The sequence below is a fragment of the Actinomyces sp. S4-C9 genome (assembly GCF_000758775.1).
GTDB lineage: Bacteria > Actinomycetota > Actinomycetes > Actinomycetales > Actinomycetaceae > Gleimia > Gleimia europaea.
Genome location: NZ_JRMU01000002.1, coordinates 78912 through 103324 on the forward strand (window position 1 = coordinate 78912; position 24413 = coordinate 103324).

Annotated in this window: 22 protein-coding genes; 11 read left to right on the forward strand and 11 right to left on the reverse strand. The window is 54.6% G+C overall.

The window, feature by feature from the left end; all coding sequences use genetic code 11:
- Positions 1–5: 5 nt before the first annotated feature.
- The 8 genes from rplW to rpsL form a co-directional block, all read right to left on the reverse strand.
- Positions 6–308: a 50S ribosomal protein L23 gene (rplW, locus tag HMPREF1628_RS01415; protein ID WP_016444137.1), complete on the reverse strand. Its 303-nt coding sequence runs from the start codon at positions 306–308 to the stop codon at positions 6–8.
- Positions 305–946, reverse strand: a complete 642-nt coding sequence (gene rplD / locus HMPREF1628_RS01420; RefSeq protein ID WP_034506939.1) for a 50S ribosomal protein L4 — start codon at positions 944–946, stop codon at positions 305–307. The genes rplW and rplD overlap by 4 nt, the downstream gene beginning before the upstream one ends.
- Before the next feature lie 7 nt (positions 947–953).
- Entirely contained in the window at positions 954–1619 is a 666-nt protein-coding gene (rplC, locus tag HMPREF1628_RS01425) for a 50S ribosomal protein L3 (RefSeq protein WP_034506943.1), read from the reverse strand.
- A 14-nt stretch (positions 1620–1633) separates the two neighbouring features.
- Positions 1634–1942, reverse strand: coding sequence for a 30S ribosomal protein S10 (rpsJ, locus tag HMPREF1628_RS01430; RefSeq protein WP_016444140.1), 309 nt, complete (start codon positions 1940–1942; stop codon positions 1634–1636).
- Between the two features lie 451 nt (positions 1943–2393).
- The gene (tuf, locus tag HMPREF1628_RS01435) at positions 2394–3584 is read right to left on the reverse strand and encodes an elongation factor Tu (RefSeq protein ID WP_034506946.1); all 1191 of its coding nucleotides are present in this window, start codon (positions 3582–3584) and stop codon (positions 2394–2396) included.
- A gap of 140 nt (positions 3585–3724) precedes the next feature.
- Positions 3725–5842: an elongation factor G gene (gene fusA / locus HMPREF1628_RS01440; RefSeq protein WP_034506950.1), complete on the reverse strand. Its 2118-nt coding sequence runs from the start codon at positions 5840–5842 to the stop codon at positions 3725–3727.
- Positions 5843–5884: 42 nt separating this feature from the next.
- Positions 5885–6355, reverse strand: coding sequence for a 30S ribosomal protein S7 (rpsG, locus tag HMPREF1628_RS01445; protein ID WP_034506953.1), 471 nt, complete (start codon positions 6353–6355; stop codon positions 5885–5887).
- Positions 6355–6729, reverse strand: a complete 375-nt coding sequence (rpsL, locus tag HMPREF1628_RS01450) for a 30S ribosomal protein S12 (RefSeq protein WP_016444144.1) — start codon at positions 6727–6729, stop codon at positions 6355–6357. The genes rpsG and rpsL overlap by 1 nt, the downstream gene beginning before the upstream one ends.
- A 721-nt stretch (positions 6730–7450) precedes the next feature.
- Between rpsL and HMPREF1628_RS01455 the strand changes: the two genes are divergently transcribed.
- The 11 genes from HMPREF1628_RS01455 (at position 7451) to HMPREF1628_RS01500 (ending at position 16461) form a co-directional block, all read left to right on the forward strand.
- Entirely contained in the window at positions 7451–8167 is a 717-nt protein-coding gene (locus HMPREF1628_RS01455; protein ID WP_156956805.1) for an ABC transporter ATP-binding protein, read from the forward strand.
- Positions 8164–8988 carry an ABC transporter permease gene (locus HMPREF1628_RS01460; protein ID WP_034506955.1) on the forward strand — a complete coding sequence of 275 codons (825 nt, stop codon included), beginning with the start codon at positions 8164–8166 and terminating at the stop codon, positions 8986–8988. Before HMPREF1628_RS01455 ends, HMPREF1628_RS01460 begins: the two co-directional genes overlap by 4 nt.
- A gap of 40 nt (positions 8989–9028) precedes the next feature.
- Positions 9029–10636: a hypothetical protein gene (locus HMPREF1628_RS01465; protein ID WP_052038748.1), complete on the forward strand. Its 1608-nt coding sequence runs from the start codon at positions 9029–9031 to the stop codon at positions 10634–10636.
- 17 nt (positions 10637–10653) lie between these two features.
- Complete coding sequence (locus tag HMPREF1628_RS09230; RefSeq protein ID WP_267958464.1) at positions 10654–10788, forward strand: daptide-type RiPP; 135 nt, start codon at positions 10654–10656, stop codon at positions 10786–10788.
- Between the two features lie 51 nt (positions 10789–10839).
- Positions 10840–10974, forward strand: a complete 135-nt coding sequence (locus HMPREF1628_RS09235) for a daptide-type RiPP (RefSeq protein ID WP_269493540.1) — start codon at positions 10840–10842, stop codon at positions 10972–10974.
- A 215-nt stretch (positions 10975–11189) separates the two neighbouring features.
- Complete coding sequence (locus tag HMPREF1628_RS09240) at positions 11190–11324, forward strand: hypothetical protein (protein WP_269493541.1); 135 nt, start codon at positions 11190–11192, stop codon at positions 11322–11324.
- Positions 11325–11328: 4 nt separating this feature from the next.
- The gene (locus HMPREF1628_RS01475) at positions 11329–12150 is read left to right on the forward strand and encodes a hypothetical protein (RefSeq protein ID WP_156956807.1); all 822 of its coding nucleotides are present in this window, start codon (positions 11329–11331) and stop codon (positions 12148–12150) included.
- A gap of 128 nt (positions 12151–12278) precedes the next feature.
- A complete protein-coding gene (locus HMPREF1628_RS01480; protein ID WP_232219345.1) occupies positions 12279–12959 on the forward strand; it encodes a class I SAM-dependent methyltransferase in 681 nt (226 codons plus the stop codon).
- 1 nt (position 12960) lies between these two features.
- Positions 12961–14202: an aminotransferase class III-fold pyridoxal phosphate-dependent enzyme gene (locus HMPREF1628_RS01485; RefSeq protein ID WP_052038750.1), complete on the forward strand. Its 1242-nt coding sequence runs from the start codon at positions 12961–12963 to the stop codon at positions 14200–14202.
- Entirely contained in the window at positions 14199–15239 is a 1041-nt protein-coding gene (locus tag HMPREF1628_RS01490; protein WP_034506962.1) for an iron-containing alcohol dehydrogenase, read from the forward strand. The genes HMPREF1628_RS01485 and HMPREF1628_RS01490 overlap by 4 nt, the downstream gene beginning before the upstream one ends.
- Positions 15240–15273: 34 nt before the next feature.
- On the forward strand, positions 15274–16461 hold the full coding sequence (locus HMPREF1628_RS01500; protein ID WP_232219346.1) for a YcaO-like family protein: 1188 nt from the start codon (positions 15274–15276) through the stop codon (positions 16459–16461).
- Between the two features lie 98 nt (positions 16462–16559).
- Here the strand turns inward: HMPREF1628_RS01500 and HMPREF1628_RS01505 are convergent, their stop codons facing one another.
- The 3 genes from HMPREF1628_RS01505 to HMPREF1628_RS09155 all read right to left on the reverse strand — a co-directional run.
- Positions 16560–20477, reverse strand: a complete 3918-nt coding sequence (locus HMPREF1628_RS01505) for a DNA-directed RNA polymerase subunit beta' (RefSeq protein WP_034506970.1) — start codon at positions 20475–20477, stop codon at positions 16560–16562.
- 120 nt (positions 20478–20597) lie between these two features.
- Positions 20598–24038 carry a DNA-directed RNA polymerase subunit beta gene (gene rpoB / locus HMPREF1628_RS01510; protein WP_370870626.1) on the reverse strand — a complete coding sequence of 1147 codons (3441 nt, stop codon included), beginning with the start codon at positions 24036–24038 and terminating at the stop codon, positions 20598–20600.
- Between the two features lie 132 nt (positions 24039–24170).
- The coding region (locus tag HMPREF1628_RS09155) for a hypothetical protein (protein WP_232219347.1) at positions 24171–24413 on the reverse strand (243 nt) is incomplete at its 5' end.

Below are 24413 nucleotides of genomic sequence, written 5' to 3' on the forward strand. Positions count from 1 at the left end.
ATGACTCAGGCGAGATCGCCGAAGATGTCAATGGTGCCTTCGCTTACAGTAACGATGGCTCGCTTCGTGTTGTTTCGACGGCCAATGCCATCGCGAGTGCGGTAGCGCTTGCCCTGTCGGTTCTGCGTAGCAACGTGGCTTACCTTCACATCGAAGATCGCCTCGATTGCCTGGCGGATTTCAGTCTTGTTCGCGCGCGGATCTACAAGGAACGTGTACTTTCCAAGATCCATCAGACCGGAAGACTTCTCGGTGATAACCGGCGCGAAAATAATGTCGCGGGGGTTCTTCGACTTTTCGAGACTCACTTGTTGTCCTCCCTCGCTGCAATGAAGCTTTCAAGAGCGTCCTTGGTGAACACAACATCTTCCGCGTTGATCACGTCGTACGTGTTGAGCTGATCCGCCCAAAGAACGTGAACGCTAGGAAGGTTACGAACCGAAAGACGGTTCAGGTCGTCCTCACGCGTTACAACTACGAGAGCCTTGCGACCGTCAACGATCTTGTCAAGAGCTACTCGAGCGGTCTTGGTGGACGGGGCATCGCCCTCAAGGAGGCCGAGAATCACGTGCATACGGCCACCGCGGAAGCGGTCCGAAAGCGCGCTGTAAAGAGCTGCAGCCTTCATCTTCTTGGGGGTACGCTCAGCGTACGAGCGCGGCTGCGGGCCGTGCACAACGCCGCCGCCTACCCACTGCGGAGCGCGGATCGAACCCTGGCGAGCCCGACCGGTGCCCTTCTGACGCCAAGGCTTCTTACCACCGCCGCGGACCTCGCCGCGGGTCTTGACCTTGTGGGTTCCAGCGCGAGCCGCACCCAGCTGAGCCTTAACAACCTGGTGGATTAGCGGAATATTAAGATCTACGTCAAAGTACTTTGCGGGAAGCTCGATCGTGTCGACCTTCTTACCCTCAAAGCCCAAAACGTCAATAGTCAACTTAGCCATTTATAGTTCACGCACCCTTCACAGAGGAGCGAACCAGAACAACCGCGTTCTTCGGGCCAGGAATGGCGCCGCGAATGAGCAGCAGACCCTTTTCAGCATCAACTGCAAAAACGGTCTGGTTCTGGATGGTACGACGGACATTGCCCATGCGGCCGGCCATACGGGTGCCCTTAAATACGCGACCAGGGGTCGAAGCACCACCGATAGAGCCCGGCTTACGGTGAATCTTGTGTGCACCGTGGCCGCCGGGACCGCCAGCGAAGCCGTGACGCTTCATCGTGCCAGCAAAGCCCTTGCCCTTCGTGTTACCGGAAACATCAACCTTGTCTCCAGCAGCGAAAACGTCCGCAGTGAGCTCCTGGCCGACCTCAAACGAATCAGCTTCAGAAGTGCGGACCTCAACGAGGTGACGGACAGGCTTAACGCCAGCCTTTTCAAAGTGACCAGCCAAAGGCTTGGTGATACGGCGAGAATCGATCTCGCCAAATCCGATCTGTGCGGCAGAGTAGCCGTCAGTCTCTTCAGTGCGCACCTGCGTAACGACGTTGGTGCCCACCTGCACGACCGTCAAGGGAACGACCTTACCGTCGTTATCCCATGCCTGGGTCATGCCGAGCTTGCGGCCAAGTAGCGCCTTTACGGGCGCAACCGCCTGCTTGGTGTTTTTAGTCATGTCTGCAGGTTTCCTCAGAGTTTAATATCGATTTTTACGTCGGCCGGAAGGTCGAGTCGCATAAGCGAGTCAACTGCCTTCGGCGTCGGGTCGATGATGTCAATCAAGCGCTTATGAGTGCGCATTTCAAAGTGCTCGCGGCTGTCCTTGTACTTGTGGGGCGACCGAATAACCGTAAAAACGTTACGCTCGGTCGGCAGCGGCACCGGGCCCACTACCGTCGCACCTGCGCGCTGCACAGTGTCGACGATCTTGCGCGCGGAGCTGTCAATGACCTCGTGGTCATAGGACTTGAGCCGGATGCGGATCTTTTGTCCCGCCATGCCGTCTTACCTCTCTTAAACAGCTTCTCACCGGTCCCCGCGCTCGGGCGTGTCGCTTTTTCAAACAGCTTCGCGCGGTGGCTCCCCATTGGAGGAACTGGACCGTTTTCTTGTGATCAAGAACATGGAGCATAAAGCCCCTCAGCAGATTGCACATTCATGCTCTCCACTGTTCGCCCTCCCGAGATAACACTCCCGTTCGGACACAACCACACCAGTTTGACAGATTTAAGCACTGATTCCAAATGATTTGGAATTTAGTGGTGTGATTCTCAAAAGCATCGCTTGCGGCCGGGCCGCAACTCCCGCATCAAGCAGCAACCGCGACGTCCAGCCACGCCATCTTAAACGTGCACGAGGTTGTAACACGGTGCCAGGCAAAAGTGATGGGGAGCAAATAAGTTGTGGCCCAAAGCGTTTGCTTTGGGCCACAACTAAAAGTCAGTCAGACTTAGGAAAGAACCTCAGTCACACGACCGGAGCCAACGGTGCGGCCACCCTCACGGATAGCGAAGCCGAGGCCCGCCTCCATTGCGATCGGCTGAATAAGCTCAACCGTGATCTCGGTGGTGTCACCAGGCATAACCATGTCGGTGCCCTCAGGCAGCTCGATGATGCCGGTAACGTCCGTGGTACGGAAGTAGAACTGCGGGCGGTAGTTGGTGAAGAACGGCTTGTGACGGCCACCCTCCTCCTTCTTCAGGATGTAAACCTGGCCCTTGAACTTGGTGTGCGGGGTGATCGAACCCGGAATGGCTACGACCTGGCCACGCTCAACATCCTCACGCTTGGTACCGCGAAGAAGCAGACCACAGTTCTCGCCTGCCCAAGCTTCGTCCATCTGCTTGTGGAACATCTCGATACCGGTAACGGTGGTCTTCTGCGGCTCGCGAATACCGAGGATCTCAACCTCAGCGTTCAGCGGAAGCTTGCCGCGCTCAACACGACCGGTAACAACGGTGCCACGACCGGTAATGGTGAAGACGTCCTCAATCGGCATGAGGAACGGCTTGTCCATGTCGCGCTCCGGGGTCGGGATGTACTCGTCGACGGTCTCCATGAGATCCTCAACCGACTTTACCCAAACCGGGTCGCCCTCAAGAGCCTTAAGAGCGGAAACGCGGTGAATCGGGGTGTTGTCGCCGTCGAAGTCCTGCGAGGAGAGCAGCTCGCGGATTTCTTCCTCAACGAGCTCAAGCATCTCTTCATCATCAACCATGTCGGACTTGTTCAGTGCAACAACCAGGGTCGGCACGCCAACCTGGCGAGCAAGCAGAACGTGCTCGCGGGTCTGAGCCATCGGGCCGTCCGTTGCAGCAACAACGAGGATAGCGCCGTCCATCTGGGCAGCACCAGTAATCATGTTCTTCACGTAGTCAGCGTGACCCGGGGCGTCAACGTGTGCGTAGTGACGCTTGTCGGTCTGGTACTCAACGTGAGAAACGTTAATGGTAATACCACGGTCGCGCTCTTCCGGAGCGTTATCAACCTGGTCGAACGGGGTGAACTCGTTCAGTTCTGGGTACTTGTCAGCCAGTACCTTGGTGATTGCCGCGGTCAGGGTCGTCTTACCGTGGTCAACGTGACCGATGGTACCGATGTTTACGTGCGGTTTGGTACGCTCGAACTTGGCCTTCGCCACTTGTGTCCTCCTGGACTCGGGTAGATAAGTTCTTGTCAGCTTAGTGCTACGAAGTAGCCTAACACTTGACTTCGAATACTTCCTACAGGGTTTTCATTAGTGTGGTCTTTATAACGCCACTTTTTGGCTAGATCAGGCTCTTACTGGCCCGAAGCGTTGCCAATGATTTCCTCGGCTACTGCACGAGGAACCTCATCATAGCTATCGAACTGCATCGAGTAGACTGCGCGGCCCTGCGTCTTCGAACGCAAGTCACCCACATACCCGAACATTTCCGACAGCGGAACGAGTGCTCGCACAACCTTCACACCGGAAGCATCATCCATCGACTGGATGGTGCCACGACGGGAGTTCAGGTCGCCGATAACGTCGCCCATGTACTCCTCAGGAGTGCGAACCTCAACAGACATGATCGGCTCAAGAAGCACCGGAGATGCCTTGCGGACACCCTCGCGGTACACCATTGCGCCAGCGATCTTAAACGCCATTTCAGACGAGTCAACATCGTGGTACTGGCCGTCAAGCAGCGTAGCCTTCAAGCCAACCATCGGGTAACCAGCCAGGACACCAGTCTGCATGGCCTCCTGAATACCGGCGTCAACCGACGGAATGTACTCACGCGGAACGCGGCCACCAGTGACCTCGTTGCCGAACTCGTACGTCTTCTCGCCATCCAGCGGGAGCGGCTCGAAGCGAACGATCACCTTTGCGAACTGGCCAGAGCCACCAGTTTGCTTCTTGTGCGTGTACTCAACCTTCTCAACGGTCTTGCGGATGGTCTCGCGGTAAGCAACCATCGGCGCACCAACGTTAGCCTCAACCTTGAACTCGCGACGCATACGGTCAACAAGAACATCAAGGTGAAGCTCGCCCATACCGCCAATAACCGTCTGGCCGGTCTCCTCATCGAGGCGAACCGTGAAGGTCGGGTCTTCTTCGGCCAGCTTCTGAATAGCCGTACCGAGCTTCTCCTGATCCGCCTTCGACTTCGGCTCAATAGCCACGTGGATAACCGGATCCGGGAAGGTCATCGACTCAAGAACAACCGGAGCGTCCTGCGCACAAAGCGTGTCGCCCGTGGTGGTGTCCTTCAAACCGATGAAAGCGTAAATGTGACCAGCGTGTGCAACATCCACAGGGTTTTCCTTGTTGGAGTGCATCTGGAACATCTTGCCGATGCGCTCGCGCTTACCCTTGGTCGAGTTCATCACGGTCTCGCCGGATGCAACCTTGCCCGAGTAAACACGAATGTAGGTCAGCTTGCCGTAGAACGGGTGAACAGCAACCTTGAACGCCAGAGCAGAGAACGGCTCGTTCTCATCCGCGTGACGCTCAATAACGGTCTCTTCATCTCCGACCTTCGTGCCCTTAACGGAAGGCACATCCAGCGGCGAAGGCAGGTACGAAACCACGCCGTCAAGCATGACCTGCACACCCTTATTCTTGAAAGCAGAGCCACAGAATACCGGGTAAGCCTGCGAAGAAATGGTGAGTTCACGAACGCCAGCACGAATCTGATCGTTGGTCAGTTCACCCTCTTCAAGGTAGATGTCCATGAGCTCTTCGTTAGCCTCAGCAGCGGCCTCAATAAGAGCCTCGCGGTACTCCTCAGCCTCAGCCTGAAGCTCCGCCGGAATCTCTTCTTCAACCACGCGCGCACCGAAGAGATCGTTGCCATCCTCATCCTTCTCCGGGAAGTAGACGGCCTTCATCTTCATGATGTCAACAACGCCCTGGAAGTCGGCCTCCGCGCCAATCGGGAAAGCCATGACGATCGGGGTTGCACCCAAACGGTCCCTAATGGTCTGAACCGAGTACTTGAAGTTCGCGCCCAGCTTATCCATCTTGTTGATGAAGCAAATACGCGGAACGTCGTACTTGTCAGCCTGACGCCACACGGTCTCAGACTGCGGCTCAACGCCTTCCTTACCATCGAACACCGCTACCGCGCCGTCAAGCACGCGCAGCGAACGCTCCACCTCAACGGTGAAGTCAACGTGTCCGGGGGTATCAATAATGTTGATCTGGTTGTCATTCCAGAAACAGGTGGTAGCAGCGGACGTAATGGTAATGCCGCGCTCCTTCTCCTGCTCCATCCAGTCCATCGTGCCAGCACCGTCGTGGGTCTCACCCAGCTTGTAGTTGATGCCGGTGTAGAAAAGGATGCGTTCTGTAACTGTGGTCTTGCCAGCATCGATGTGAGCCATGATGCCGATATTGCGGACCTTCGTGAGGTCGGTGAACACCTCTTGTGCCACGTGTGTTTCCTTCGCTTGTTAGATCTACGAGCAGAGCTGGAATTACCAGCGGTAGTGAGCGAAAGCCTTGTTGGACTCCGCCATCTTGTGCATGTCTTCACGACGCTTCACAGCGCCGCCAAGGCCGTTGGATGCATCGAGAATCTCGTTCATGAGGCGCTCGGTCATGGTCTTCTCACGACGCTGACGGGAGAAATCAACCAGCCAACGAAGAGCAAGAGTGGTACCACGCGAAGAGCGAACCTCAACCGGAACCTGGTAGGTTGCGCCACCAACACGGCGGGAGCGAACCTCAAGAGCCGGACGAATGTTCTCAAGCGCGCGCTTCAAAACTGCAACCGGATCCTGCTCAGTCTTCTGCGCAACGCCCTCAAGAGCACCGTAAACAATCTTCTGGGCAACGGAACGCTTACCGTCAAGCAGAACGCGGTTAACCAGCTGGCTAACAACCTTAGAACCGTAAATCGGATCCTCAACTAGAGGGCGCTTGGGAGCTGGACCTTTACGAGGCATTACTTCTTCTCCTTCTTCGCACCGTAGTGGGAACGAGCCTGCTGACGACCGCGAACACCCTGCGTATCGAGAGCGCCACGAACGATGTGGTAACGAACACCCGGGAGGTCCTTCACACGACCACCGCGAACGAGCACGATCGAGTGCTCCTGCAGGTTGTGACCCTCACCGGGGATGTAAGCCGTGACCTCGATACCCGAGGAAAGGCGAACACGAGCCACCTTACGAAGAGCCGAGTTCGGCTTCTTAGGCGTGGTGGTAAATACGCGAGTGCAGACACCGCGGCGCTGAGGGCTTCCCTTCAGTGCGGGCGTTGCTGCCTTCGCCGGCTTGGTGCTGCGTCCCTTGCGCACCAGTTGCTGGATGGTAGGCACTACTTCTCCGTCTTCCTTAAACAACAAACTTTTAGTATCGCGACGCCGAAACGCTTACGCGCTACCCCGCGTGGACACACTGGTGTCCGCCGGGGCCGGCCCGCCAACAGCCTCACAGTCGCATATCGTGAGGGTTAAGGATGACGTCCGGAGCTCAGACGAACAGTCAAAGAGCCCACTTGTCAGAAAAATCTGAACGGTGGATACCCGGCGACGCGGGCACCGTCGTCAAATATAAGGCTTTTCGCCTGCAATGGTCAATACCAAGGCCTTTTACCCGCGCCTATTGTGCCTGATTTAACACCGTTCCAAGCCGGGTGATAACGTTTAGGCACTGTCTATAGTTTGAACCGCCCGTCCGGCAACACAACCAACTAAAAAGGCAACCCGTTTAACCACTACAAGGTCTAACTCTGCAACGAGGGCGAGCGTGAATCGAGTGCACCCACAGGTCACGAAAATGGATGATAATACGTCTAACGCGCTGAACTGAACAGTACGGAACGCGAATGTGTCCATTGAGCGACAACCTTCTTTTCGGGCCAACAATGCAGTTGCCCATTGCCGCAACGAAACAGAAATAAACTCTTAGTATGCCTGCTAACATCGCGAGATAGACCAAACAAGCAGCGCTGATGATACATTAGTATCAAGCGTCTAGCAAAAAGCTTCGGATCGCTTCAGTCCACAAAAACGGCAAAGCAGAGCGGAACTATCAGAGATGTCAATAGATGCATTTTCAACGATAGAGTTCAAAGAGATCTCCTGCAGAAGAGGACGCCAGACCCTGGTTTCTGATGTCAGCCTCTTGATGGATGGCGGAACCGTGACAGGGTTGATCGGACCGAATGGAGCCGGGAAATCAACCTTCATTGCCACCATGCTTGGAGATATTAAACCAGGACATGGCGTAGTTGAATTTGATGGTCTGCCCGTTCAAAAGCTCCCTCAACGGTCTGATGTGTTTGGGGTGGTGACGGAAGCACATGGTCTTCCGCCCCGCATGACCACCAAGAACGTAGTCAAATACTGGGCTAATGTTCATGGAATATCACGCAACCATAGGGATAGCCTCTGCGAGGCACTCGGTGTAGATAAATTTTACTCAAAGCCGGTAAAGAAGCTGTCAACCGGAATGCGCCGACGCATGGAAATCGTTTTGGCTCTTCTTCCGGATCCCAAAGTACTGGTACTGGATGAGCCGTTTAACGGCTTGGACGTAGACGGTGTTGAATCTGTCAGGACACTTGTGCGGGATCAACGAGCCGCCGGCAAGATCATTCTGCTTACAACACACACACTCACCGAGATTGATCAACTTGCCGACACTCTATATGCAATCCATGCGCGCAAACTTGTGGAGCTTGACTTTAATCAGGGTGTTTCCGGAGCGAGTGAAGCCGCATATAACCAACTCAGAAGCGAGGTGCGAGCATGACCCACTCATTGGAGCTACACAAGTGGTTTTTGGTAGAACTGCGCAGATGGTTCTTCTCTGCGACGCTATGGGTAATCACTCTGATCGCAGCTGCGATGACGCTACTTTCAACGTTTGGCGTTATTGAGACAGGTGTGCAGCAGATAGCCGACGGAATCACAGATGCGGAATCCTTAACAGAGCTGGCACTAACTATGCCGTTCGGCGGGGTATTGTTCACGACCTTCCTTGCAATCATCATCGTCGGAAGCGACTTCGACAATAAGTTTTCCAACCGTCTGCTCACACTGAATCAGACCCCCGTACCGCTTATTGGCGTAAAAGCGCTCGTAACAGCTGTTCTCAGCACAATTGTTGGCGCAGTGACTCTCCTGGTCGGCCGTATCTCAACGCATGCGATTCTTGAAGCCAAAGATATCGCTTTCCTGCCCCAGATGGACACCGTAGAGTGGGCGCGAGGATACATGCTCCTGTACATGAGTGGCGCCCTATGGGGCGTAGCTCTTGGGCTCCTTTTTAAGAACACCATTGTCGCCATGGGCATCCACTTCATCTATCAAACTGTTGCTGAATCAGCCATCATCGGGGCGTTCCCTCACGTTGGAAAGTGGCTTCCAGGAGGAGCCCAAGCAGCTATGGTGCAAGATCCTTCGCTACCGGAGAGATTAGACATTCTACCTGGAATCGGGATATTCACACTATGGCTAGCTGGGCTACTAATCGTAAGCGTCCTGCTACTTCAACGATCTGCACAGCCACCTGCAGGGCTACTCGAAAAAAACCGGCACAAACCCGAGGCGTCCCCCGTTCTCGCTCAATGAGCCCCCTCAGCCGTTAGAACTAACACCCCAAGGAGGTGTCATGACTGCCCTTTCTGTACCCAAAAATCTTGAACTAACAGAACCGAGCAGTCCTGACATGCCCTGGGTTGCCTCCGTCGGGAACTCTACTCCGTTACGAATAACCCCCGACTTGGTGAAAGTACTGAGATGGCATCAGGACGGCAAAGTAGCTCCCCTGGTCGAATACCTAGGATTCGAACCGAAAGAAGAGCAACTGAATGAAGCAATTGCATTATTAAAGAAGTACAGCTTACTGACCGAGACCGGGACCGTAGCCGAAGAACAGGCTCGAAACTCGCGTCTTCGGATAAATTCCCTGTTCTCGATTCAGTTCGCACTGCTCAATCGGCCGGCTCAATTCGCGTGGTTAGAGAAGGTTGCCAACAAAACATTTTTAGTCGTGATCGCGATTCTAAACATCGCACTAGCCATAGTTGGAATCCTTGCAATCGTTTTACAGTGGGATGTTTTTCAAGATGCTTTAACCTCTCCACAGCCGCCGGTTGCAATCCTCTTATTCTTCGTCTTCCTGATTGCGAGTGTTTCCATACACGAGTTTGCACATGGAGCAGTGCTGACATATTTCGGGGGCCAAGTTAGGCGCATGGGGGTAATGCTCTTTTACCTCTCCCCCGCCTTCTTCTGCGATGTAACTGATGCTTGGAAACTGCAGAAAAAACACCAACGTACCCTCGTTGCGTTGGCCGGAGTTAACGCCACTTTCGGCATTGCCGGGCTTGCAACCACAGTTTTCACCGCGGCCGGGCAAAGCCAGCAATGGCTCGCTCTAGCCTCGTTGGCTCTGTACGTAGGATCTGTGCTGAACCTGGTTCCGTTCATCAAACTCGATGGTTACATTGCGTTAATGACGCACCTTGATATTCCAAACATGCGCGCGAAATCGATGGAAGAATGGAAAAAAGCAGTCGTTATCTTGCTAACTGGAAAATGGAAGACGTTGCCCCAGTTTTCTCTAACATTCGCCCTATTTGGTATAGCCGCTTCTGCCACACCGATCCTGATCTTACTGGCGCTCGCTAGATCCGTGGCAGCCACGCGAGCTGGAATACTGAGCGCGTTGCTCGGAGCTACGATCCTTATTGTTGTCATGGTTTTAGTGGTACGTGGCATCTACCGAGTATCCAAGACGCAAGTGCCGAATAGCGAAGTGAGTACTAGCGCTCGCATTTGGATTGCCTCGGTTAGCGTCGCAGCCACTGTAGCAGCAACCTCCGTGCCTGTCCCCCTAAGCTCAGTGGGCGCCTACTGGGAGTCGAATGGCGAGCTTGTAACCAGTCTCGAACCCCCCTCAACGCATGAGACGCTTGTGACCCTCCGCCGCGACGGACTTTTCGCTAGTAAGACTCTTGGTACCGCCGTCATCACCAACGAAACAGTCGTGAGTGATATGCCGGTTCAGGCGTTGTCACCAAACATCAAGGTCGAAGGTTTTCCTACCAAGCAACCTGCACGCCGCTTGCGCTCATATGAGGGACTTGAGCTAAATGAGCCAGGCTCGGCACTGTTCCAAGCCGGGTTTTCACCACTTGGATGCGTGGTAATAGACACGATCACGTTAGGTCTTGTTACAGGTTTCTTAAGTTGCCCAATGCAGTCAAGTAATTGAAAGGAGGTGCGTGTGAGATGTCGCAGAAACTAGATTTTGCCATTGAGGAGCTCGAAGATCTCGAGACCCCATGGGATTGGGGCCACTTCTTCGCTGGTGTTGGTACCGGTGTAGCCCTGGTAGGCATCGGCGCCGGCGTTGCCGTTACGTGATAGATCCACGGTCGACTTTGCACTAAGGCAAGATACAGAGGAGGTGACAATATGAAGAATCTAGATCTGGCCGTAGTCGAGCTCGAAGACCTTGAAGCCCCAGGCTTTGGCGAATGGGCCGCAGGGGTAGGCGTTGGAATCGGCCTTGGCCTAGCTGCAGTAGGCGTGGGTGCAGCCATCACCTAGAAAAGCCCATCAGCTGTTTGCTGTTTCAAATAGTTGATATAAACGGGCGGCCGGTAGCGCGAACAAACCGTGTTACCGGCTGCCCTTCCCAACAAAACTGGGGCATTCCAGGAACATTAATTTAGCAGAAAGGCACCCAAATGATTAATGAATCAAACAGCCAAAAGCAACTACAATTAGCGACCGTCATGACGGGCGTATTAGTACCTATCATTATGGCACTTGCTATCTTGGAGTCCTACTACGTACTCGGTATAGCTATTGTGATTGAACTAGCTTTGATTGTCTGGACAGTCATGCTAGTGAAGTCGACAAAACAGAACAACCCGCCAACTGACCAGCGAGGCTAACGGGATGGAAAGCACCGTACAAACGCGAGTCTTACAGCTTTTAAGTGGAGTAGACACAACCTTCTCTGAACAACGTCCGAAGCTGGCATGGATGCGTTCTGATGTGCCAGCCGACGATTTGCAAAAATACACGGTTCTGTTTAGCGGAACTCCATTGCAGCAACCTTATATTCAGTTGCTTGGCGATCTGGGAACTGAAGGGGACGAAGCTGTTTTCGCAGACGGACTAATAGTCGAGACTTGCTCTATTTCTGGATTACCGTACATAGATATTCTCGGACCCACCTACGTTAGTTTTGAAACCGGCATAGACGAAGAAATCTTACGAGACATCCTTTGCGAGTTTGGCAGGCACGGACGTTTGCCCGCCTCTCTTCATGACAAAGCCCTGGTATTTGAACTTGCCGGGTTCGCGCCGGACGCCTATGACGTTGAACGAAGTATCGTCACCGAACTCGGCGAGGAACCGTGGCCTATCCCTGACGCGATCGTGAAGATACGCGAAGAGTTCCCGAAGCTCTCAAGCCAATTTGCTTCTGCTATGATCATGATCCGACGAATGAAGGATACGGGATCAGAGTTCGTGTTCGATCTTCCACGACATACAGGGAAGGAGTTAGACAATTTACTCCTGGCAAGAGATGTCTCTAACTACCGTTGCATGAACGTACACACAGGTCAGATTTTTTCGCTTGGTTATGACATGTACCGCGCGGTGCTCTCGCGTATAGATCCTCATCGGCTTGCAGAACTTCCAGGTGCGGAACTAGATGATGAGGTTTGCGAAGAAGCTTTTGCTGACCTGCGGGAAATCGTTCAGATATGACCATTGCAAATATCTCCGAACTCTTTGCACGGACGCTGTCTGCACGATCTCGCAGGGATCTTTACACCTCCGAAGGAGCGCAGCTCTACCGAAATTTTGTGTATAGCGATGAGGCCGAGATTCCCGAAGTGAAGCAAGCAGCCACTCATCTGAGGTCAGATGCGGTAGTAGGTGAACTCGCTTCGGGAGAAGGCCGCCTCTTGTTTAGTTTGGAACAAAGCCAGGTCAAAACCTATGTGGCTGTTGACTCCTCACCAGTCTTGCTCAGCGCGTTAGTTGAACGAGCGAGCAAACTAGATCTGGAAGCTGAACGGCTATGCGTGATTCAAAAAGATCTCTTGAAATGGACTCCCGCGCCAGAAACCTTTGATCTTCTGATATTCGGCGCGGGCACAGCTCGTCTTTTCGACAAAACCCAGCGAAATACAATCTTTACTTCCGTGCGGACAGCCCTGAGAAAAAACGGCGTGTTTTACGTTTCTACCTCCGAGTCCCTTGCGAGTGCAGATCGGCTCATCACGCTTGGACAAATGACTTTGCGCGGAGGCGAGAATGTAGTCCACTTCTACGACACTGCACTTGCAGACAAATCTGCGCGCGAAATTGGTTTTATCGTTTTTCCGGTTGGAAAACCGAATGCAATGGCCCGGATCTTCAGCTCAACCGTCCTGAACCTTCCAGCTGATGAGCTTGCAAGCGAACTGGAATTCGTAGGTTTTTCACCGATTGAACGCATAGAACGAGAATACAAGAGCGCCTCGGGGATAGATGAAAAGACCACATCATTCATCGTAAGCGTTGAGGAGTAGTATGCTTTGGGAAGCTCTTCTGCCGCCCTCTCAAATGGGAAATCCTGCACGGATGATTACCGGCGCGAACGGATATGAGCTGACTTTTGGTGACGGTAATAAAGCCATCTGTTTAACCAGTGGTTTATGGAACGTCAACTTCGGATACGGCAACGAGGTTGTTGCTGATCGAATTGAACGCGCGTACCGAAAACTTCACTACGCAACGTTGTTTCGCCATTCTCACCCGGACGCGCACGAAGCGGCACAAAGAATACTTCGAAAAATGGGCTGGAACGATGGGGCAGTAGTTTTTTCAACCAGTGGTTCCGCACTAAATGACACAATCGTAAAACTCGCGCTACATCGAGCTGCACTCGTGGGTAATAATCACGCTAAGACGGTGGTTAGCACCACGGGCAGCTACCACGGCATGACAATTGCTTCGATGCAACTGTCAGGCGATAATCTAAACCAGGCGCTATACGGGGCTAGATCCCCACGCTATGTGCACCTGCCGGCCGACGACCCTGATCCTTGGAGAGCGTTTTTTGAAGCGCGCGGTTCTTCTGTTGCACTTATCATACTTGAACCCCTGCTTGGAACAGGAGCTTTCCCCCTCTCCCCCGCCGTTTTAGACGTCATATTCCAGGCAAGAAAGCGGCACGGTTTTTTACTTTCAGCCGATGAGGTTGCCGTTGGTTTTTACCGGCTTGGTTCCCTAGCGGCGTCAATGAATTGGCCTGAGCCTCCGGATTTAATTGGTTTTTCAAAGGGGCTTACCAATGGTACTGAAGCAAGTGCCCTCATGGTGATATCGTCCCAGATCAAAGAAGAGTTTGTGCAGGCAGATTCTATGTTTGTTCACGGAGAGACACAGGCGGGATCACCCATGGCTACCGCGGCGATTCTTGGTGTTTTAGACTTCCTTGACTCGGTTGATATTAAAGCAATCTACGATCGGCTTTATGTAGCTGTCGATTCTGATTTGCAAAGGCTGGCTGACCTATACGGATGCAAGCGAAGAGGCCAGGGACTGTTCCAATTCCTCGCGGTTCCGAACGAACTGTCACAAGACCAAAGAGAAGAATTTTCTGCGTTGAAGCTGCACGATCATTTCCTCAGTCACGGTGTTTCTATACAACCGTCAGAGGGAGGAATACAAATTATCCCCTCTATAACTATGCCCGTGGACACGTGGAAAGAAGCAGCCCATCGCCTCGAAAATGGGCTACAGGCTCTAAACCATTTGGACGCGCAATGACGCTATTCATCTACGACGAGATTTGGGAAGAGCTTACTGTCCCCACGCCCGTTCGACAGCTCCTAAGCTCTGCTGACGTTAAGCTTCCAGTCACTCCCTCCTGCACGCTGGATGAGGTCGAAGAATTGTCAAGAATCACTGGACAACACGAACGCGTGTACGGCTTTGGGGGTGGTAGTGTTCTAGACAAAGTTAAGCTGGCGCTTTGGAACGAAGCAGAACCTATTCGTCCTTACGTCTCACGAGGCCGTGCTGGCGTCACAACGATTCCTCCTAGACAACCAGGTAACGCCATTCTAATCCCTACCACGCTGGGCACAGGCTCGGAGGCCAACACAAAAGCAATCCTGCAGATAAATCCGCATCGCCGTAAATTAGTCATGTGCAGACACGGCGAGGCCTTCGAATACCAACACGTTCCAGGTGTGTATGCCAACCTCACCAAGCAGCAGATTGCACATGGAGTTCTAGAAATAGTATTACGCACTGCCGGAATCGCCTCGATATCAACGGGAGTAGTTTCCACATTATTCACAGATATGTTCCACGAAGCTACTGAGTGTGCTCTCCGAGTGCATAAAGAGGAGCAAGCTGGGGAGCATTACCGGCTAATGGCAGATGTTGCCGAACTGTCCGCTAGAACTCACAGAACGGATTTTCCAAAACAGCAAAGAGTTTGGGTTTGGCCGCTTTGGTACCTTGCAAATGAGCTCTCGTCTATTGCTGCAGTAACAAAACTTGAGGCCTGCATCCCCCTCATGAATCCAGTCATGTCTCGAATCGGAAGTTTTGGATACGGATCAAAAGATGCCTTAGTTTCTCTCGAAAAAGAGATAAGTGAATCCTTAACTGACTTCGTCACTAGGATTGGCGAGCCGCTAGATACAAGGGTTGCTAAACGCATTACCAATGTCGATATGGACCTGCTCGTAGCTCAGACTCTTAGCCAGTGGGGAGGGGGCGCACTACCGCTCGGAAACGTAAGTAGAGCAGTGATACAAGAAATCTTTGCAGAGGCGGCGTCTCAATATGCATGACTCGAAGTTTTTTTCAAGTCTCTTAGCACCCGAAGTGGGTTTGGTTTCCAGTTATGACCTAGTTGCTATTAACACAGCTCCAACCATCTATAACCTGATCATTGACGTCGGGCAAAGACTCGGATCGGAGCATTTTGGTATCGACGATCGGGTTGGCGCTTGGGATGTCACCATGACAGGCGTATTAAGCAGAGGAATTGGCGAAGCTGTCGAACGCTTCGCTCTACGCCCCCGTTTGGAAGCAGATCCAATCCTGGGCAAGACGTTCTCTGATACGGCTAGTGAACTACCCCGGATAACTAAGGCACTGCGACTTCCTTCACCCATGCCAGATACGAGGTATCTGCAAGCATACCGCGTGAGGAGGCAAGACGGTCAACCGTTCGCAGACCGCGTTCTGATAGATGCCGATTGGGTGAACTTACCAACGTCCCGCCGGGCGCAACAAAAACGTTGGTTTGGAACGCCTTCGGGAACCGCAGCGCATATCGGACTTGCTTCAGCGATCGACTCTAGCTTGCGTGAACTGATCGAACGAGACGCCGTAACGCGCGCGTGGAACGGTTTGAGCCAAATAGAACACGTTGAGGCCGTCGACGTTCACTGCAAATCAGCACGGAAACTCAGACAGTTACAACGAAACCATCCGCTCCAAATATACCGCGTTAAATCCAGTATCGGTTCAGCATGGACATTCGTTGCCTGGGCAGTTAAAGAAACCCAGGCAACCGCAGGGAGTTCCCTAAAGGCCTGCCCAGCTTGCGCCGGGTTACATGCCTCTATTGAAGCACTGCAGGTTGGGGCACTGTTGCGTGAGATGAGAGACAACGCAACAAAAGCGGATGTCGTAACGACTAACTTTAAGGACACAAATTGTGCAGAGGTAAGTACTTTTGCTGACCTAAGTACAAGGCGCATGACCTTTTGGGCAAGTGCGGAAGGCGTATCCGCCTGGAAAGACTGGCACGCATCGTCAAGATCTAGGAGCATACAGTCAACCCATAACAAAACAATTTTAACTAGCGAGGACATCGCCGCTGTAGGTGCGACCCACGTATGGGTAGACCTTTCACCAAGGCTTCCAAAGCCTGTGATTGACAAAGGTTTCCGAGTGGTAAAGAGCTTTATCCCCGAACTATTCTCTCTTCCGATGAGCGAAGGCGAGCCCTGGAACTGCGTCCCAGATGGAAATCCGTTTGCACAATGGGAGCCCTTGCTCTAAAAGCTACAGAGTACTACCCCGGTACCATGTAGTGATGTGGCCCAGAGTCCCGACTAGGGGTGCTGGGCCACATCACTACATGTAGGTAGCAGCCTACTTTAACGGAACTCGCTATCCGAGAAGGGGGCGCCGAAGTCGATCGAGTCCAGCGAAGCGAGGAACGCCTCATCGACCTCACCAACCTGGAAATCAGCCTCAACGTAATCCGCGTTAGCCATCGCCTCTGGCGTGGGCTCCACGTGAATCTTGTTGTAGCGTGCAAGCCCCGTACCGGCCGGGATGAGCTTACCGAGAATCACGTTCTCCTTCAGACCAATCAACGGATCCGACTTCGCGCTGATAGCAGCCTCGGTCAAGATCTTCGTGGTCTCCTGGAACGAAGCCGCAGCAAGCCACGAATCCGTAGCCAGCGAAGCCTTCGTGATACCCATCAGCTCCGGACGACCTGCAGCCGGGCGACCGCCCTGAGCCACAGTTGCACGGTTGATGCGCTTGAAATCGACCTCGTCAACGAGCTGACCGGGCAGAAGCTCGGTGTCGCCCGGATCATCCAGAACCGTGACGCGACGCAGCATCTGGCGAACAATCACCTCAATGTGCTTGGAGTGAATGTCTACGCCCTGCGAGCGGTACACTTCCTGTACCTCATCAACCAGCTGACGCTGCGTCTCCGACTTGTTGCGGATGCGAAGCATCTTCTTCGGGTCAAGACGACCCGTGGTGAGCTTCGTGCCAACCGCGATATGCTCGCCCTCCTCCACAAGGAGCTCTTGGCGACGCGAAACCTCAACCACAAGGTCGGCCTCGCCATCATCACGAGTGATCACAATCTTGCGGTTGGTGGGATCAGTATCATCGATGTGGACCTTGCCCGCTGCCTCTGCCATCGTTGCCTCACCCTTCGGGGTGCGAGCCTCGAAGAGTTCCTGCACACGCGGCAGACCCTGCGTAATATCTGCAGCCGATGCAACACCACCGGTGTGGAAGGTACGCATCGTCAGCTGGGTACCCGGCTCACCAATCGACTGCGCCGCGATAATGCCCACGGCCTCGCCGATGTCTACGCGCTTGCCCGACGCGAGCGAACGGCCATAGCAAGCCGCACACGTACCCGTAGCGGACTCACAGTAAAGCACCGAACGCACCTTAATGGTGGTGATGCCCGCATCCACGAGCTTGTCGATCAAGACGTCGCCCACATCCGAACCTGCCTGCGCAACCACGTTGCCCTCCGCGTCCTTCGCGTCAGCCGCGAGCGTACGCGCGTAAGCAGTGGTCTCAACAGTGTCGAGGCGGTGCGCCTTGCCCTCTTCGTCCAGCTCCGCAATATCCATGTTGATACCACGACGAGTGCCACAGTCTTCCTCGTGCACTACGACATCCTGCGACACGTCAACAAGACGACGCGTCAAGTAACCGGAGTCAGCGGTACGAAGAGCCGTATCAGCAAGACCCTTACGAGCACCGTGGGTTGCAATAAAGTACTCCAGAACCGTGAGGCCCTCGCGGTAGTTAGCCTTAATCGGACGCTCAATAAGCTTTTGCTTCGGGTCCGACACGAGGCCACGCATACCGGCCAGCTGGCGCACCTGATCCCAGTTACCACGAGCACCCGAATCAACCATCTGGAACAGGTTGTTGCGCTCAGGGAACGCTTCTTCCATCGCATCTGCAACCTCACGAGTTGCAGTGGTCCAGATTTCAACCAGCGCGTTGTAACGCTCGTCTTCCGTGATCTTACCGATCTCGTAGTCGCGCTGAATCCGTGCTGCTGCTGCCTCGTGCTGGGCAAGAATCTCACCCTTATTTGGCGGCGTCATGATGTCATCAAACGCAATGGTGAGGCCAGACCAGGTAGACCAGTAGAAGCCCGCAGCCTTCAGCGCGTCAAGCGACTCGGCAACCAGAACCTTGGGGTAAAGCTCCGCAAGGTCGTTGACAACCCTGCCGAGAACCTTCTTGTTCACAACGGCCTCAACGTAGGGGTACTCCACTGGGAGAAGATCGTTGAACAGGGCACGACCAAGCGAGGTTTCCAGCTCGATCGGATCACCCTCGCTCCAACCTTCCGGAGCAACCCAGTTCTTCGGCGGCACAATATCCGTGAAACGAATAATCGCACGCGCGTTCAGATGCAGATCACCGCGGTCAAACGCCATGATTGCCTCAGCAACAGAGCTGAAGCGAGGCAGGATCGGCTCGCCCGTCTCCTCATTACGCGGAACCGGGATCGACGAATCCGGGTTCAGCGTGAGGTGGTACAAACCAATGATCATGTCGTGCGACGGCATGGTCACCGGGCGACCATCAGACGGCTTCAAAATGTTGTTCGAAGACAGCATGAGGACGCGCGCCTCAGCCTGCGCCTCCGCACCAAGCGGAAGGTGCACAGCCATTTGATCACCATCGAAGTCAGCGTTGAACGCGCCACAAACCAGCGGGTGCAGCTGAATAGCCTTACCCTCAATAAGCTGCGGCTCAAACGCCTGAATACCAAGGCGGTGAAGCGTAGGTGCACGGTTCAGCAGCACTGGGTGCTCGCGAATAACCTCATCGAGAACGTCCCACACCTCGGGGCGCGAACGATCAACCTTACGCTGCGCGGCCTTGATGTTCTGGGCATACTTCTTTTCAATCAGACGCTTCATAACGAACGGCTTGAACAGCTCCAACGCCATCTGCTTCGGCAGACCACACTGGTGAAGCTTCAACTGCGGACCAACCACAATAACCGAACGGCCCGAGTAGTCCACGCGCTTACCAAGAAGGTTCTGACGGAAACGACCCTGCTTACCCTTAAGCATGTCGGACAGCGACTTCAGCGGACGGTTACCCGGACCGGAGACCGGGCGGCCGCGGCGGCCATTGTCAAACAGGGCATCCACAGACTCTTGTAGCATGCGCTTTTCGTTATTCACGATGATTTCCGGAGCGTTCAGCTCAAGAAGACGCTTCAAACGGTTGTTGCGGTTAATCACGCGGCGGTACAGATCATTGAGGTCCGAGGTCGCGAAGCGGCCACCATCAAGCTGCACCATCGGACGCAAGTCCGGCGGAATCACCGGGATAGCGTCCAGAACCATTGCCTCTGGAACGTTATCCGTAGTGAGGAACGCGTTCACAACCTTCAAACGCTTAAGCGCACGCGTCTTACGCTGACCAGTACCGGTAGCAATAATCTCGCGCAGAGCCTCAGCTTCAGCCTCAAGATCGAAAGACTGCAGACGCTTCTGAATAGCAGCCGCACCCATCGCGCCCTTGAAGTAAATGCCGTAGCGGGCCTGCATGTCGCGGTAAATGAGCTCGTCACCCTCCAGGTCACCGACCTGCAGGGTCATGAACTTATCCCACACCTCTTCAAGGCGGGCAAGCCTCTGCTCGTAGCCACGACGGATCGCGTTCATGTCACGCTCACCAGCACGGCGCTCGCGGTCGCGAGTCTCCTGCTTATTGCCCTTCTCTTCCATCTCGGCAAGACGTGCCTCAAGAGCCTCCGCGCGGGCATTAATGTCGGCCTCGCGGCGAGCCTCAATGTTCTTGCGCTCAACCTCAAGCTCGTTACGCAGGGTCGGAAGATCCTCGCGGCGAGCCTCCTCATCAACCTCAGTGATCATGTAGGCCGCAAAATAAATGACCTTCTCAAGATCCTTCGGCGCAAGATCAAGCAGGTATCCAAGGCGCGACGGAACGCCCTTGAAGTACCAAATGTGCGTCACCGGAGCGGCAAGCTCAATGTGGCCCATGCGCTCACGACGCACGTCCGCACGCGCTACCTCAACTCCGCATCGCTCACACACGATGCCCTTGTAACGCACGCGCTTGTACTTACCGCATGCACACTCCCAGTCCCGCGTAGGACCGAAAATACGCTCACAGAACAAACCGTCCTTTTCCGGCTTGAGCGTACGGTAGTTGATCGTTTCTGGTTTCTTTACTTCGCCGTGGCTCCACTCGTGGATGTCGTCAAGAGTCGCCAGTCCAATGTGAAGCTTGTCGAAAGCATTGGCGTCGATCAAAGTGTTTCCTTCTGTAGTACACCGGGTCCAGCGTTGGATGGTCCGGCTCCCCTGCCGCCCGCTGGAGCGGCAAAGGCGCCTTCCCGCCACCACCTAAAACCGAGGTGGCGGGTAGGCGGACTAAATGTCGTCAAGCAGTGCGCCCGCATTCGGACGAGTGTCGAGCGTAATGCCGAGCTCCTCCGAAGCCGAACGCGCCGAATCGCTTTGCGTAGCAAGATCAATCGCGTTGCCGAAAGCGTCAAGAGCCTCAACGTTCAAGCACAGCGAACGCATCTCATACATGAGGACGCGGAAAGACTCAGGAATACCCGGCTCCGGGATGTCCTCGCCCTTCACGATCGAGTTAACAACCGAAACACGACCCTGCATGTCATCCGATTTGATGGTGAGCAGCTCCTGCAGAGCGTAGGCGGCGCCGTAAGCTTCAAGCGCCCACACCTCCATCTCACCGAAGCGCTGGCCACCGAACTGTGCCTTACCACCAAGCGGCTGCTGCGTGATCATCGAGTACGGGCCCGTTGAACGAGCGTGAATCTTGTCATCCACCAGGTGGTGCAGCTTCAGCATGTACGTGTAGCCAACCGCAATGCGGCCCGGGAACGGCTCACCGGAACGGCCATCGAACAACTGCGCCTTACCGCTTTCGTCAATCAGACGATCACCATCACGGTTAGGCAGAGTGTGCGAAAGCAGGCCCTTTAATGCCTCCGGCTCCAAACCGTCGAACACCGGCGTAGCAACATTCGTACGAGCCGGGGCCTTAATCCCCTCTTCTGGAATGTACTTCGCCCAGTTCTCGCCGTTCTTCACTGCCTCGGAAATGTCCCAACCCATCGCGGCAATCCAGCCGAGGTGGTACTCCAAGACCTGACCCAGGTTCATTCGCGGCGGAACACCCAGCGGGTTCAAAATAATGTCAACCGGCGTGCCATCCTCAAGGAACGGCATGTCTTCAACCGGGAGAACCTTCGACACAACGCCCTTGTTACCGTGACGACCAGCCAGCTTATCGCCGATCGTGATCTTGCGGCGCTGAGCCACGTAGACGCGCACCTTCTGCTGCACGCCCGGTTGCAGGTCATCCTCATCCGCGTTCTGCTCGCGAACACCAATTACGATGCCCGACTCGCCGTGCGGCACGCGCATCGACGTGTCGCGAACCTCGCGCGCCTTCTCACCGAAGATTGCGCGAAGCAAGCGCTCTTCCGACGTCAGCTCGGTCTCACCCTTCGGGGTGACCTTACCAACCAGGATGTCGCCAGCCTCAACCTCGGCGCCAATACGCACGATGCCACGCTCGTCAAGATCCGCGAGCGCATCCTCAGAAACGTTCGGGAGGTCGCGGGTAATCTCTTCGTAACCCAGCTTCGTTTCGCGGGCTGCGATCTCGTATTCCTCAATGTGAATCGACGTGAGGAGGTCATCTTGCACAACGCGACGCGACAAAATGATCGCATCCTCGTAGTTGAGGCCTTCCCAGGACATGTACGCAACCAGCAGGTTCTTACCCAGTGCCAGCTCGCCGCCCTGCGTTGCCGGGCCATCTGCAATCAGATCGCCAACCTCAACGCGGTCACCCTCGTTAACTGCCACAATCTGGTTGGTGCAGTTACCCGGGTTTGAACGGCCAAACTTCTCCAAGCGGTAGGAATCCGAGCCGCCCTCATCCGTCATAACGACAACGAGATCAGCGGAAACCTCGGTTACAACACCCGCACGCTTAGCGGTCACCATCTCGCCGGAGTCCATAGCGGCGCGACGCTCAATACCAGTACCCACCAGCGGAGCTTCCGTGGTAAGTAGCGGCACGGCCTGGCGCTGCATGTTTGCACCCATGAGAGCACGGTTAGCGTCATCGTGCTCCAGGAACGGGATAGCCGCGGTAGCAACCGACACCATCTGGCGTGCCGACACGTCCATAAGGTCGATCTCTTCAACCGGAACCAGTGCCGGGTCCTCGCCCGCAATACGGCAGACCACGGAATCGTCAACGAAACGGTTGTTCTCATCGAGCGCCGCCGAAGCCTGTGCGATCGGATGCGCGTTCTCTTCATCAGCCGTCAGGTAGTGGATCTCGTCCGTCACCTGGCCATCACGCACAACGCGGAACGGGGTCTCGATGAAACCAAACGGGTTGATACGCGCGTAGGTTGCAAGCGAACCGATAAGACCAATGTTTGGACCTTCAGGCGTCTCAATCGGACACATACGGCCGTAGTGAGACGGGTGAACGTCACGAACCTCCATGCCGGCACGATCACGCGACAAACCACCCGGACCAAGAGCCGAGAGGCGACGCTTGTGCGTTAGGCCAGCAAGCGGGTTGTTCTGATCCATGAACTGCGACAGCTGCGAAGTTCCGAAGAACTCCTTAATAGCAGCCGTAACCGGGCGGATATTAATCAGCGAGGTCGGGGTGATCGCCTCAATATCCTGCGTGGTCATGCGTTCGCGAATGGTGCGCTCCATGCGCGCCATACCGGTGCGAACCTGCGCCTGAATGAGCTCACCCACAGCGCGGATACGACGGTTACCGAAGTGGTCGATGTCGTCAACCTCAAGCGGGAGCAGAACCGGCTCGCCGCCACGCATGCCCGGGAACTGGATCTGATCGCGCTCACGGCCGCTGGCATTACCGCGCTTATGTAGCGCAAGCAGGTACTTGACCGTAGCAACGATGTCTTCAAGACGAAGCGTGGACTCGTCAAGATCAGCCTCAAGACCCAGCTTCTTATTGATCTTGTAGCGGCCAACCTTAGCCAGATCGTAACGCTTCGGCGTGAAGTAGAAGTTATTCAGCAGATTCTGTGCGGCCTCAGCCGAAACCTGCTCACCCGGACGGATCTTACGGTAAATATCCGTAAGTGCCTCTTCCTGAGTGGTGACCGTGTCCTTCTCAAGGGTCTCCAGCAGAACCGGGTAGTCCTCGAACTCAACGCGAAGTTCCGACTCGGTCATACCCAGCGCCTTCAAGAAGTGCGTCACCGGCTGCTTACGCTTGCGGTCAATACGCACGCCAACGGCGTCACGCTTATCAATCTCAAACTCCAGCCACGCGCCGCGCGAAGGAATAATCTTCGACGAGTAGATGGTGCGGTCCGAAGTCTTATCGGCAGCGGCCTCAAAGTAGACGCCCGGAGAACGGACGAGCTGGGACACAACCACACGCTCGGTACCGTTAATAATGAAGGTGCCACGCTCCGTCATGAGCGGGAAGTCGCCAAGGAACACCGTCTGCGACTTGATCTCACCCGTAGTCTGATTCATGAAGTCCGCTTGAACATACAGCGAAGCCTCATACGTCTTGTCTTTTTCGCGGCACTCCTCAACGGTGTACTTCGGCGGTTCAAAATGGAACTCACGGAAGTCCAGTGCCATCGTGTTGCCGACATCTTCAATCGGAGAAATCTCCGCGAAGATATCCTCCAACCCCGAGGTTGTAGGTAGCTTCTGAGCGCCAGAAGCATTTGCCTTCTCAACCCGCTCACGCCACTCGTCAGTTCCAAGAAGCCACTCGAAGCTCTCCACTTGAAGGCTAAGGAGGTTTGGCGCTTGCATCGGCTCGCGCAACTGCGCGAAAGAAATTCGTTTATTCGTGTGCTTTGCGGCAGATTCGCTCTGTGCAGCCAAAGGGGATCCTTCCCTGCTTTACTAATAATCAGCGCGCACGCCTCGAACCCCTCGTGTGATCTATACCCAACCCACGCTCAGCGCATTCATTAATTGCGTGCAGGCATAGTACACCTCGGATACAGGCGTAATGATCAGAATATCTAAGAGGGGGTACGAAACTCTACCCTTCGGCGCGTGCAGTTCATCACTTTCACCAAAGCGTGTAGCATGCCGTCCGCCACCAGAGCAGTTGAAAACGACATCGCGAATCAGACCCACGAATGCGTAGTTGCCAAAATAAAAGGAGCGCGCGGGAAAACC